This window comes from Parabacteroides gordonii MS-1 = DSM 23371 (assembly GCF_000969825.1).
Lineage (GTDB): Bacteria > Bacteroidota > Bacteroidia > Bacteroidales > Tannerellaceae > Parabacteroides > Parabacteroides gordonii.
On record NZ_KQ033919.1, the window covers coordinates 1,408,293 to 1,421,004 of the forward strand.

At 44.9% G+C, this 12,712-nt stretch carries 10 protein-coding genes; 7 read left to right on the forward strand and 3 right to left on the reverse strand.

Features of this window, described 5'->3' with window-relative positions; translation table 11 throughout:
• Positions 1–117: 117 nt before the first annotated feature.
• Positions 118–1,023, reverse strand: coding sequence for a cation diffusion facilitator family transporter (locus tag HMPREF1536_RS05740; protein WP_028727763.1), 906 nt, complete (start codon positions 1,021–1,023; stop codon positions 118–120).
• Between the two features lie 150 nt (positions 1,024–1,173).
• On the opposite strand from HMPREF1536_RS05740, the gene HMPREF1536_RS05745 reads away from it, so the two are divergent.
• Entirely contained in the window at positions 1,174–1,479 is a 306-nt protein-coding gene (locus HMPREF1536_RS05745) for a DUF4884 domain-containing protein (protein WP_028727762.1), read from the forward strand.
• Positions 1,480–1,481: 2 nt separating this feature from the next.
• Here the strand turns inward: HMPREF1536_RS05745 and pflA are convergent, their stop codons facing one another.
• Together pflA and pflB are read right to left on the reverse strand one after the other, a co-directional pair.
• Complete coding sequence (gene pflA, locus HMPREF1536_RS05750) at positions 1,482–2,204, reverse strand: pyruvate formate-lyase-activating protein (protein WP_028727761.1); 723 nt, start codon at positions 2,202–2,204, stop codon at positions 1,482–1,484.
• Positions 2,204–4,444, reverse strand: a complete 2,241-nt coding sequence (pflB, locus tag HMPREF1536_RS05755; RefSeq protein WP_028727760.1) for a formate C-acetyltransferase — start codon at positions 4,442–4,444, stop codon at positions 2,204–2,206. Before pflB ends, pflA begins: the two co-directional genes overlap by 1 nt.
• A 1,107-nt stretch (positions 4,445–5,551) precedes the next feature.
• Between pflB and HMPREF1536_RS05760 the strand changes: the two genes are divergently transcribed.
• From HMPREF1536_RS05760 to HMPREF1536_RS05785, 6 genes are all read left to right on the forward strand, one after another.
• A complete protein-coding gene (locus HMPREF1536_RS05760) occupies positions 5,552–6,880 on the forward strand; it encodes a hypothetical protein (protein ID WP_028727759.1) in 1,329 nt (442 codons plus the stop codon).
• Between the two features lie 29 nt (positions 6,881–6,909).
• On the forward strand, positions 6,910–8,079 hold the full coding sequence (locus HMPREF1536_RS05765) for an imelysin family protein (protein WP_028727758.1): 1,170 nt from the start codon (positions 6,910–6,912) through the stop codon (positions 8,077–8,079).
• 96 nt (positions 8,080–8,175) lie between these two features.
• Entirely contained in the window at positions 8,176–9,603 is a 1,428-nt protein-coding gene (locus tag HMPREF1536_RS05770) for a di-heme oxidoredictase family protein (RefSeq protein ID WP_028727757.1), read from the forward strand.
• Between the two features lie 21 nt (positions 9,604–9,624).
• Positions 9,625–10,839: a porin gene (locus tag HMPREF1536_RS05775; protein WP_028727756.1), complete on the forward strand. Its 1,215-nt coding sequence runs from the start codon at positions 9,625–9,627 to the stop codon at positions 10,837–10,839.
• A 10-nt stretch (positions 10,840–10,849) separates the two neighbouring features.
• Entirely contained in the window at positions 10,850–11,557 is a 708-nt protein-coding gene (locus HMPREF1536_RS05780) for a hypothetical protein (RefSeq protein WP_028727755.1), read from the forward strand.
• Positions 11,554–12,702, forward strand: coding sequence for a Rid family hydrolase (locus HMPREF1536_RS05785; protein ID WP_028727754.1), 1,149 nt, complete (start codon positions 11,554–11,556; stop codon positions 12,700–12,702). Before HMPREF1536_RS05780 ends, HMPREF1536_RS05785 begins: the two co-directional genes overlap by 4 nt.
• Positions 12,703–12,712: the final 10 nt, after the last annotated feature.

Below are 12,712 nucleotides of genomic sequence, written 5' to 3' on the forward strand. Positions count from 1 at the left end.
TACTGGTGCAAAGATAAGTTGCCGATTCGAGGTAAGAACAAAAAATCCAATCGAAAGGTTTTATGTGGTCATAGACAAAATCTTTGAGTATCAGTAAATCAACCTTATTATCCCACCCTATTCCTCTGAACAACAACGGCCATTGCACTTGATGCCGGACATTTCAAATTCGAGCGTGGCATGCTGGATGCCTGCATGCAAAAGCTTGTGTTTTATCTCTTGTTTGATGCGTTCCATATCCGATACATTTTCGATGGCAATATGTGCAGTCAGGGCTGTTTCGGTAGTGCTGATCGCCCATATATGCAGGTGGTGCACTCCTTTCACTCCCTCTACCGCATGGATCACCTCTTCCACCTTGTCTATATCCGTCCCCATAGGCACACCGTCGAGTGAAAGACGCAGGCTGTCGCGCAACAATCCCCAGGTGGAAACAATAATGACGATGGCGATCAGCAATCCGATGATCGGGTCGATAATATACCATCCCGTATGGGCTATCACGATACCGGAGACCACCACACCGACCGATACCAACGCATCAGCCGCCATATGCAGGTAGGCGCCTTTCACATTCAGATCCTTCTCTTTGTCCTTCATAAACAGCCATGCCGTAATCCCATTGATAACAACCCCGATACCTGCCACCCAGGCGATAGCGTCGCCCTCGACCGGACGCGGGTGCATCAGTTTCCCTATACTTTCAGCAATGATGATCCCGACAGCCACCAGGAGGATGACGGCATTCAACAAAGAAACCAGCACGGTGCTTTTCTTGTAGCCATACGTGTATTTGCCGGTAGGATGTACCTTCGCCAGCCGGAATGCCAGCATAGCCAGTACCAAACTGGCCACATCCCCGAGGTTATGCCCCGCATCGGACAGCAGTCCCAGCGAGTTATACCAGAAGCCTGCCACAAACTCGGCTACGACAAACGCCAGGTTCAGGGTGATACCTATAATAAAAGCCTTGTTGAGGGAGGTTATCTCGTGGTGGTGATGATCGTGATGATGTTGTTCCATATTCTTTCTTTTATCAGAGTAACAATATGGGACAAAGCTATGTTTTTTCCGGCAATAAAAATATACCTGATTATAGGTAATTTATCACGCTTTAATACTGTATTCTTTGAAAATCGCTATCTTTGGGCATCAACTAAAAGCGACAGAAATATGAAGAGAATTAGCTTTTTAACTTTATCGGCCGGTGCGCTGTTATCATGCGCCCTCGGTTTTTCCGCTTGTGGTTTGGCAGGAACACCCATTGCCAAATCGGCTTCAGATAATAATCCCACCTATAAGGTCGAGTATTTATTTGAACACGACGGTTGTAAAGTATACCGGTTCATGGATATGGGACACTATGTATACTTCACCAACTGCCAGGGAGATGTCAGCAGCATTGAGAATGACAGTGTCCGTTATGTCAATAAAATCCGCAGGGAACCGGTAAAGATTCGCAGAGAACCGATCGAGTAAGGTCAAATAACTATACCGTGTTTCTTAAAGATCTCTTTCGCATTTGCCAGACGTTCGGCGGAAAGAGGGTCTACATCTTTTAATTTGTAGTCGATCCCTTGTGCTTCGTATTTGTAAGTACCCATCGTATGGTAAGGCAAAAGTTCTGCTTTTTGAACGGTTTTATAATGGCTGATGTATTCTGCTAATTGATCCAGAGCTTCGTCGTTATCCGTCAGCCCGGGAACGATGACGTGGCGTATCCATACGGGAATACCGCGTTTCTCCAGTTCATCCAGGAAACGTAACGTATTATCCAGTTTCACTGCTGTTAAACGGGGATGCAGTTCGGGGTCTATCGTTTTTATATCCAGCAAAACCAGATCGACATATTCCAATATCTCCAACGCTTTCGGGGTACAGATATAGCCGGAAGTATCGAGTGCCGTATGAATACCTTCTTCCCGGCAAAGACGAAAAAACTCCTTGAGAAATTCAGCCTGCAACAAGGGTTCTCCCCCGGTGACAGTCACGCCGCCTTTGGCGATAAAGTTCTTATATCGTAAAACCTCTGCCAACAGTTCTTCCGGTGTCATCTGATATTTGGCACCGCCTTTGCTGTCCCAGGTATCCGGATTGTGGCAGTACAGACAACGAAGCGGACAGCCTTGCATAAAAACAACAAAGCGAATTCCGGGACCATCAACGGTCCCGAAACTCTCTAGTGAATGTATGCGTCCAATCATTAAAGTGAATGATTGATTGTTCTTGAAATGACATCCAACTGCTGTTCGCGTGTCAGTTTCACAAAGTTCACGGCATAACCTGATACACGGATCGTCAACTGCGGATAGTTTTCCGGGTGATCCATAGCATCGAGCAACAGTTCCTTGTCGAATACGTTCACGTTCAGATGCTGTCCGCCGTCAGGCGTAAAGTAACCGTCCAGCAGGCCGACCATATTGGCGATCTGGATATCACGTTCCTTGCCTAATGTGGCAGGGGAAACGGCAAATGTATAAGAGATACCGTCGTGTGCATGCTGGAACGGCAGTTTAGCAACCGATGCCAGTGCAGCGATAGCGCCTTTGGTATCACGTCCGTTCATCGGGTTGGCACCCGGGGCAAACGGTGTACCGCCTTCGCGACCGTCGGGAGTTGCACCAGTTTTCTTTCCGTATACCACATTAGAGGTGATAGTCAGGATAGACTGTGTCGGAGTGGCATTGCGGTATGTCTGGTGCTGGCGCAGATATTCCATGAACTTTTCAGTGATATCGACAGCGATGCTATCTGTACGGTCGTCATTGTTACCGAAAGGAACATAATCGCCTTCGCGTTCGAAACCGACAGCCAAGCCACGTTCGTCGCGGATCACTTTTACTTTTGTATCGCGGATAGCGGCCAACGAGTCTGCCACGATAGAAAGGCCGGCAATACCTGTGGCGCGGATACGTTCCACCGAACCGTCATGCAAAGCCATCTCGAATGCTTCGTAAGCATATTTATCGTGCATGTAATGGATGATCTTCAGTGCGTTCACATAGACCTTAGCCAGCCAGCGCATCATCTGTTCGTATTTCTCCATCACTTCGTTGTAATCCAGGTATTCGCTGGTGATCGGTTCAAACTTCGGAGCCACCTGTACACCTGATCTTTCGTCACGGCCACCGTTGATGGCATACAGCAGACACTTAGCCAGGTTGGCACGTGCACCGAAATACTGCATCTGCTTACCGATCTTCATCGGAGATACGCAGCAGGCGATACCGTAATCGTCCCCATAATCCGGACGCATCAGGTCGTCGTTCTCATACTGGATAGCGGAAGTATCGATAGAAACCTTTGCACAGAAACGTTTCCAGTTTTCAGGAGCGTTGTTGAACCACAGAACCGTCAAGTTGGGTTCCGGTGCCGGGCCGAGGTTATATAATGTATGCAGGTAACGGTAAGATGTCTTCGTCACCAATGAACGGCCGTCGACACCCTGTCCGCCTAACGATTCAGTCACCCAAACAGGATCGCCTGAGAACAGGTCGTTATATTCCGGAGTACGCAGGAAACGAACGATACGCAGTTTGATGATAAACTGGTCGATCAACTCCTGTGCTTCTTCTTCCGTCAGTTTGCCTTCACGGATATCTTTTTCAATATAGATGTCGAGGAAAGTAGAAGTGCGTCCCAATGACATGGCAGCACCGTCCTGGTCTTTCACCGCAGCCAGATACCCCAGGTATACGAACTGAACGGCTTCGCGTGCATCCTTAGCAGGTTTAGTCACATCGAAACCATAACCGGCACACATCTTTTCGAATGCTTTCAGCGCCTTGATCTGTTCGGATATTTCCTCACGGCTCTGGATGATCTCTTCGGTCAGCTCCTGGATATCGAGTCTTTTCAGATAATGTTTCTTTTCTGCGATCAGGATCTCTGTACCGTACAGGGCCACGCGACGGTAGTCACCGATGATACGTCCGCGTCCGTAAGCATCCGGCAGGCCGGTAATGATGGCGGAACGGCGTGCTGCGACCATTTCATCTGTATAAGCGGAGAATACGCCTTCGTTATGCGTCTTTCTGTATTTCGTGAAGATTTCTTTTGTCATCGGATCCAGTTTGTAGCCGTAAGCTTCCAGACTGTTTTCCACCATGCGGGTACCACATTTCGGGTAGATACCGCGTTTCAGGGGGGCATCGGTTTGCAGGCCGACAATCACTTCGTTTTCTTTGTCAATATAACCTGGCCCGTAAGTATCTATACCTTGAGGATATTTTGTTTCAGCGTCGTAAACACCCTTCTCCCTTTCAACCTTAAACATTTCGGTCAATTTATCCCAAACTTTCTTCGTCTTGTCTGAGGAGTCTTTCAAGAAAGAGTCATCCCCTTCGTAAGGTTTGTAGTTGTTTTGGATAAAATCCCTTACATTAATCTCTCTTTTCCAAATTTCGCCTTTGAACTGCGCCCAGTTCTCGTTTTCAAACTTCATACCTTATTTTGTTTACTTCGGTTTTAATTTCGATGCAAAGGTACGTTATTTATATGTCATGCGAAACAATCAGTAAATACATCATGTATTCCCAACGGTCAAAATCCCTACAAATAGTTACTAAAACAGCAGATATACTGTGGCTTATCGCCTGATATAGGTATCAAACAGGAAGGTTCATAAATAACTTCAAAAAAATAAAAAAGGAACCATCCTTCACAGGCGGGCTCCTTTTTTATGTCGGAAACAACCAATAAAACATTCCGACACACGTTTAATCATCTTATATGCTTACATAATTAGCAAAAGGTTTTGATATAGCGATTATACTAATAGTGTTACTTTCTTTTCTATGTTGCAAAGATAGAGCTGTCAGGAAGAGTACACAATACCTATTATATAGTAAAAAAGAGCGTTCCATTACCTATTCCGTGTTATAATGAAGAAAAATGCTTCCTTCGACAAACAAAAAAGAGCCATTCTTCACAGGATGGCTCATCTTTATATATGAAAGGGACAACCAATAAAAAATCCCTTTCACGGGTATTTACCTTAAATAATAGGTGTACATAAAAATCAACAAATCGGGTTTTGGTCGGACGATTATACTAATAGTAAAACTTAATTGATGCGACAAAGGTAAAAGCACGTAAAGACGCACGCAATACCTATATATATGTAAAACGCACCTGTTTCTAACTATTAATAGGGATTATAAGACAAAAAATGCATCCTTATACAAACGTATGCCGACTAATGGAAAAGAGAAAGCCTTACTTGAAAGACTATTAAACGAGAAGGGATAAAATTGTCTGCTAAGAGATTTGTTGCTGATAATTATCTGCAAGCTTGTCTATAATTGTCAACAAGCTTGCAGATAGTTGTGGGCAGGCTTGCAGACAATTGTCGGCAAGCAATTACCAGCTATGTTTTTTAACATCTCCTTGTATTCATTACGCCTTTACAAGGCATTAGATCAGATAACAAATATCTATTCAAACACCCATAAATACCTACAAATAGGTAAGATTGTCCTTATTTTACCTACAATATGCGATTGCGCATACTTTTTAACCGCCCTAATTTTGCCCAAAATTAAAAAAGGCAATGAGAAAATTAACAAACTTACTGGTTGTCGCTCTACTTGGGTCTTGCGCAACGGCCCTGGCACAAAACGAAGAAACACCTACAGCATCAGAGAAATCGGCTGAAATTTATGCCGGCGGTTATGAAAAATTTCGCTTCGGCGGTTATGGAGAGATCTTGGCTAATTTTATGGATTATGGCATCAATCGTTTTTCCGGAGTTACCTATGGTAATACAAAAGACAACCGGAATTCGATATCTATCCCTCGCTTCGTTTTAGCATTCGACTACAAATTCAATTCCAAATGGATACTGGGAGCCGAAATAGAATTTGAAGCAGGTGGTACAGGCTCAGCCGTCGAACTTGAACAAAAAGAAAACGGCGAATATGAAACGGAAATAGAAAAGGGTGGAGAAGTCGCTCTTGAACAATTCCATATCACCCGCCTGATTCACCCAGCCTTCAATGTACGTGCGGGACATCTTATCGTACCTGTCGGATTGACAAACGAACATCATGAGCCGATCAACTTCTTCGGAACCTCACGTCCGGAAGGTGAAACAACCCTTCTGCCCTCTACCTGGCATGAAAACGGTATTGAGTTCTTCGGTACTTTCGGTAAAAACTATACCAAATTCAGTTATCAGGCACTCATTGTTGCCGGTCTGAATGCAAACGGCTTTGATCGCGACACATGGGTTGCCAGTGGAAAACAAGGCCTTTTCGAAGCGGACAACTTCACTTCACCGGCTTATGTAGGCCGTTTGAATTATGAAGGTATCCCCGGATTAAAGATTGGAGGTTCCATGTATTATTGCAATGATGCCGGAGCCAACTCCGACAAAACAACGACTTATGCAGGTGTCGGCAGAATACCGGTCCGCATATATACAGCAGACCTGCAATTCCGCAACAAATATGTAACTGCCCGTGGAAACATCCTCTACGGGAACCTGGGAAACTCCAAAGAACTTAGTAACTGGAACGGTAAACAATCCAGCAAATCGCCTTACAGCCGATTGACACCTATTGCCAAAAACGCAGTCAGCTACGGTGGAGAAGTGGGTATTAACATCCGTTCGTTCTTTAAAGAGAATGCCAAAATACCGACCATCTATCCTTTTGCCCGCTACGAATATTACAACCCTCAGGAAAAAGGTGAAAGCGGACAGACGATGGAAAAAAGATGCCAAGTAAGCATGTGGACCGCCGGTTTGAACTGGTATGCCCTGCCTAACCTGGTAGTAAAAGCGGATTATGCAACCCGCCAGATCGGAGGAGGGAAATATAACAGCGAAAATGAATTTAGCCTCGGTATAGCTTATATCGGTTGGTTTATAAATAAATAAAGAGCAATAATATATTAATAATTAGACACATGGACAAACGATTCTTTTATTCAGCTATTTGTGCATTAGGGCTGTTATTTACAGCCATATCATGCAGTGATAACGATGATCCGAAACCGGATGACAAGCCAGACGCAGCTAACATTGAATATACTGCTGAAAATGCAGTAAGTTGGGGCAATTACATGTATAATGTAGCAAACTTATTAAAGAATGATGCTACCACCCTTTACAACGCATGGAATACAAAGTATGAAAGTGAAAGTTATACAGGAGGTGAAAGTTTCGCTTCTCTTTTCAAAAATCATAACTCTGTATACACCAGTGCACTTAATTGTGTAGACGAACTTATAGAAGGATGCATTACAATTGCAGATGAAGTTGGTAACGCTAAGATCGGTGATCCATACAGCAAATACGTTGCAGGTAATACGACAGAGGCCCTTTATGCCGTAGAGTCATGGTATAGCTGGCATTCACGCGACGACTATACGAATAATATCTGGTCTATCCGTAACGCTTATTATGGTTCATTGGACGGAACAATTCATAAAAATTCGTTGTCAGCTCTGGTTGCTACAACCAATGCCGATCTCGATACACAAGTAAAAACGGCTATCGCAAATGCAGCAACCGCAATCCAGGCTATCCCGCAACCTTTCCGCAACAACATCAACAGCAACGAAGCTCGTGCTGCCATGGATGCCTGCGAAACATTAACAAATGTATTTGAAAGCTTGAAAGGCTATGCTGACGATGCCTATAAAGCCAATTCATACGACAGCATACTGGATGCCATCGTTGATAATTATGTAGATGGGGTTGTATTACCGACTTACAAATCACTCATGGAACAAAATACGGCTTTGCTCAATTCAATTACGACATTCAGAAATAATCCGAGCGATATTAATTTCAGTAATGCTTGCGATGCATGGTTGGTAGCCCGTGAACCATGGGAAAAGAGCGAAGCCTTCCTGTTTGGCCCAGTAGATCATTTAGGCCTCGACCCCAATATGGACAGTTGGCCTCTCGACCAGGTTAGAATCGTAGGAATTCTGGATTCCGGCAACTTCAGCGATTTGGAATGGGGTACAGGAGATGATGACGATGCAGTGGAAGAAGCTCAGAGTGCCCGTGGTTTCCACACATTGGAATTCTTGCTTTTCAAAGATGGAAAGCCTCGCACCATCCAATAATAATATTCCATTGATTTATATAGTCAAGAGGCAGGATGTCAAACCTACCCTCTTGACTTGTTTGTTCGTATACCTAAACAACAACAAGACATAAAAATGAAACAATATTACAATCTGTTTTTATCTTTTACTTTATTGCTCATTGCAAGCGCGTGTGAAGACGGATTTGATATAGACGATGTTGAAATAGCTAACGGATATGCACTCTCCGCCGGCACTTCCACCATCTTCGTGAATTCATCGAAAGCGTACGACTCTAATGCCGATTGGGTTACGGGAAATAACCTGATACGCTTTTACCGGGGAGACAAATTATATGATGACGTGCGTACTAGTTCTAATGGTCAAGGAGGAGGATTAGGGCCAGTTTATGCCGGTTACTCCTGCGGCAGTTGCCACCGCAATGCAGGTCGTACCCGTCCGACTCTTTGGAGCGAAGGCGGTTCTGGTAATTATGGCTTCTCTTCCATGCTGGTTTATATCAGCCGCAGAAACGGAGCCTTCTTCAGGGATTACGGCCGGGTGCTTCACGACCAGGCTATTTACGGAGTCAAACCGGAAGGAAAACTTTCAGTAAAATATACTCATGAGACATTCTCCTTCCCGGATGGGGAGACTTATGAATTATGTAAACCGGACTACTCCATTACCGAATGGTATGCCGACAGTATTGCTCCTAAAGATTTATTCTGTACAGTTCGTATCCCTTTACGCCATGTCGGAATGGGACAAATGATGGCACTCGATCCTAAAGAAATCGAAGCATTGGCCGCTAAAAGCAACTACCCGGAATATGGTATCAGCGGACGTTGCAACTACATCTCTGAACGGGGAGTCATGAGTCTGGGGCTGTCAGGAAACAAAGCTCAACATGCAGATCTGACAGTCGAGTTGGGTTTCTCCAGTGATATGGGTGTCACTAACAGCCGCTATCCGGAAGAAATTTGTGAAGGCCAGATACAGGTGAATCAAGGCAGTATGATGGGACTTTCTTACGATCAACTGGATATTTCAACAATAGATATGGAAGATGTCGATTTCTACATGCAAAGTCTTGGGGTTCCGGCCCGACGGAATGTAAACGACCCGCAGGTAATACGCGGGGAAGAGATGTTCTATCAGGCCAAATGTCACTTATGCCATGTCACAACTTTACACACAAAATCACGTGGGTCGGTATTGTTGAATAATACCCAAGTTCCTTGGTTAGGTAGTCAGACTATCCATCCCTACTCCGATTACCTGTTGCATGACATGGGATCGGAAATCATGGGAGTCGGCCTGAACGACAACTACGTCAGTGGTCTGGCCCGCGGAAACGAATGGCGTACTACCCCGCTGTGGGGTATCGGACTTCAGGAGAAAGTCAACGGACATACTTATTTCCTTCATGACGGACGTGCCCGCAATTTGGTAGAAGCCATCATGTGGCACGGGGGCGAAGGAGAAGCATCCAAAAATTTATTCAAGAAAATGAGCAAAGAGGATCGCGATGCTCTGATTACATTCTTAAATTCACTTTAACACACTTGTTATAATATAATTATGAAACAAATAATAGCAGTTATCACACTATTGTTACTCCTGCCTGTTGCAGCCATCGCACAACACGAAAACGATATGGAAAATGGTATCGTATCCTTAGCGGGAAAAGAAGGATTCACGATAGGAACAAAAAAAGGTGATTTCATATTCAAACCTTATTTATTGGTGCAGACAGCAGCCAATCTCAATTACTACGACGATGAAGGACTGGACCCCGCCTACAATCAGGACAACATTGCCAATTCAGGATTTTCTATTCCTTATGCTATTCTGGGATTTACCGGAAAAGCCTTCAATATGATAACATTCAACCTTTCCATCAATGCGGCTGCATCAGGTGGTGCACTTCTTCAGCAAGCCTGGTTCGACGTACAGTTGAAACGGCAGTTCGCCGTACGCGTCGGTAAATTTAAAACACCGTTTACCCATGCTTACCTGACTACATTGGGAGAAACATTGATGCCGGTAATGCCTATATCACTTACAGCACCAGTTATTTTACCTCATTCGCTCAACGCTGTAACCCCAAACATCGGAACAGGCTTTGACCTCGGTGTTGAAATTCACGGTGTGGTAAAAGAAAAATTCGGATATGAAGTCGGAATATTCAATGGCACGGGAAGTTCCGTTAATGTGGCATCCAAAACATTTAGTGACGACTGGCATATTCCTTCCTTGCTTTATGCCGGACGCGTAACCTATATGCCTAAAGGGGTAATGCCTGCCACACAGGGTAATCCCAACCTTCTGAACGAAGACAAAATGTTATTCGGTCTTTCCACATCTCTTAATGTGGAAAGTGAAAATGAAAGTACAAACGATTATCGTGCCGGGGCGGAATTCGCCATGCTGAAAAAACGCCTGTACCTCGGAGCAGAAATTTACTATATGAATGTAGGATTCACTAAGCGTCAGAAAATTGACGAAAGTTACAACTATCTGGGAGGATATGTACAGGGGGGATATTTCGTTACTAACCGCCTACAGGCTACTGCCCGTTATGATTTCATGAACCGCAACGGACTCGACACGAACGGATTTCTCAACATGCCGGCAGTAGGTATCAACTATTTCTTCAAAGGTTGTAACCTGAAACTACAGGCCATGTACCAGTTTACCGGACGTACCGGTCATGATACGCAACTCGACCGCGATAACGACGACCTCGGGCTTGCCATGCATTCCGGCACAGTCCTGCTTCAATATACATTCTAACGAGAAGAATATGAAAAAAGAAATTCTTTCAATACTATTACTGTCAGCACTCGGGCTGATCGCCTGTGACGACGGTAAAATATATACAAATAATAATATTACCACCACCGAAGGAAGTGTTCTGAGAATAACGACCAACATCTGCGGTATCAACGACTGGCCGGAAGGTTACAGCGTTGTTATTGCCGGATTTGACAATACTGACTATGCCACCATTTCCAAAGGGATACCAGCCCCTGAAAAAGACGGAGAAACGGTCGATGTCATCTTGTCAGGAATCTCGACAGAAGTCAGCCAAGTCGAAGTATGCGTCATCAACCGATTGAGAAAGCGCATTGCCACCTTCTACAAAGCAGACTTCACCGCACAGGATGACACTGTCTTTTTAAATGCAGGAACAATCAATGCCGGCATGTTCAACAGTATTCAAAAAACGGTATTCGATTCTCATTGCATCGCCTGTCATGGGACCAGTACTTCTGCTGCCGGAGGATTATACCTGACGGAAGGGAAAAGCTATGAGGCTCTTGTTAATGTGAAAGCCGATTTATCACCGGAAGGGAAAATGCTGGTAAATCCGGGTAACACGAATGACAGTTTTATCCTGGATATCCTTTTGTCAAATACGACAAGACACGATCACAGTGATATATTGTCAGTCATGCCCGAAAAAATAACTCTATTACAAAGTTGGATCGAAGGAGGAGCCAAAGAATGATTCTCACTAAAACATACGAACAAAACTCCATACACGCTCAAATCAGTTCTTTTGAAGGGAAAGGAGGGGTGACGGAATATCATATTATGTTTTCCGTTGCAAGCCCTTCGCTTCCTTTCTGCGAACAATTGGACAGGTTGCAGGCTGCCTACGAGACACTGACTAAACAAGATTTAAAGAATGCCGTAGCCGTTTTCCGCCGTTATTTTCTGAGTGATGCAGCCAATCAGGCCGAGTCGCTGATCGAACGGGAATGTGAAAATCCTTATTGCGCACTGTCAGTGGTACAACAGGCTCCGATGAACGGAACCAAGATCGCCTTGTGGGTCTGGTTACAAACCGACATGACGACAGAAACCTATAAGTCAGGGATGTTCGAAGCAGCACACAACGGTTACCGTCATTTATGGAACGGAGGAGCACACAACAAGGCTGCCACTTCCGAATATCAGACCCGCCTGTTGCTCAACGACTACGTAATGCAGCTCACCGAACAACATTGTACGCTGGCTGCCGATTGTATCCGTACCTGGTTCTTCGTGCAGAATGTAGATGTAAATTACGCCGGTGTTGTAAAAGCCCGTAAAGAAGTGTTCATCACTCAGAACCTGACGGAGAAAACACATTATATATCCAGTACCGGGATAGAGGGCCGTCATGCCGACCCGAACGTTTTGGTACAAATGGATGCCTATACCGTCGACGGCCTGCAACCGGAACAAATCCGGTTCCTCTACGCCCCTACTCACCTGAACCCTACATATGAGTACGGGGTTACGTTCGAACGGGGAACAGCTGTTTCTTACGGCGACCGTAAACACATATTCCTTTCCGGTACCGCCAGTATCGACAACCGGGGAGAGATCGTTCATCCCGGAGATATTCTGAAGCAGACCGAACGGATGATGGAAAATATCAGAGCATTGCTGCAGGAAGGCGGAGCCTCCATCGATGATATCATGCAGGCAATCGTCTATCTCCGTGACCCGGCCGATTATGTGGAAGTAGACCGCTATATCCGTAAGAATTATCCGCACCTGCCACACCTGATTGTACTGGCGCCGGTATGCCGTCCGGGATGGTTGATTGAAACGGAATGTATTGCCATTATTCCGGCAGACCTTCCGCAATACCCCTGTTTATAAATGAAACACC

Coding starts and splice junctions, on each gene's coding strand:
- HMPREF1536_RS05740 (WP_028727763.1), bottom strand. CDS start 1,023: ATGGAACAACATCATCACGATCATCACCACCACGAGATAACCTCCCTC.
- pflB (WP_028727760.1), bottom strand. CDS start 4,444: ATGAAGTTTGAAAACGAGAACTGGGCGCAGTTCAAAGGCGAAATTTGG.
- HMPREF1536_RS05780 (WP_028727755.1), top strand. CDS start 10,850: ATGAAAAAAGAAATTCTTTCAATACTATTACTGTCAGCACTCGGGCTG.
- HMPREF1536_RS05745 (WP_028727762.1), top strand. CDS start 1,174: ATGAAGAGAATTAGCTTTTTAACTTTATCGGCCGGTGCGCTGTTATCA.
- HMPREF1536_RS05775 (WP_028727756.1), top strand. CDS start 9,625: ATGAAACAAATAATAGCAGTTATCACACTATTGTTACTCCTGCCTGTT.
- pflA (WP_028727761.1), bottom strand. CDS start 2,204: ATGATTGGACGCATACATTCACTAGAGAGTTTCGGGACCGTTGATGGT.
- HMPREF1536_RS05770 (WP_028727757.1), top strand. CDS start 8,176: ATGAAACAATATTACAATCTGTTTTTATCTTTTACTTTATTGCTCATT.
- HMPREF1536_RS05765 (WP_028727758.1), top strand. CDS start 6,910: ATGGACAAACGATTCTTTTATTCAGCTATTTGTGCATTAGGGCTGTTA.
- HMPREF1536_RS05785 (WP_028727754.1), top strand. CDS start 11,554: ATGATTCTCACTAAAACATACGAACAAAACTCCATACACGCTCAAATC.
- HMPREF1536_RS05760 (WP_028727759.1), top strand. CDS start 5,552: ATGAGAAAATTAACAAACTTACTGGTTGTCGCTCTACTTGGGTCTTGC.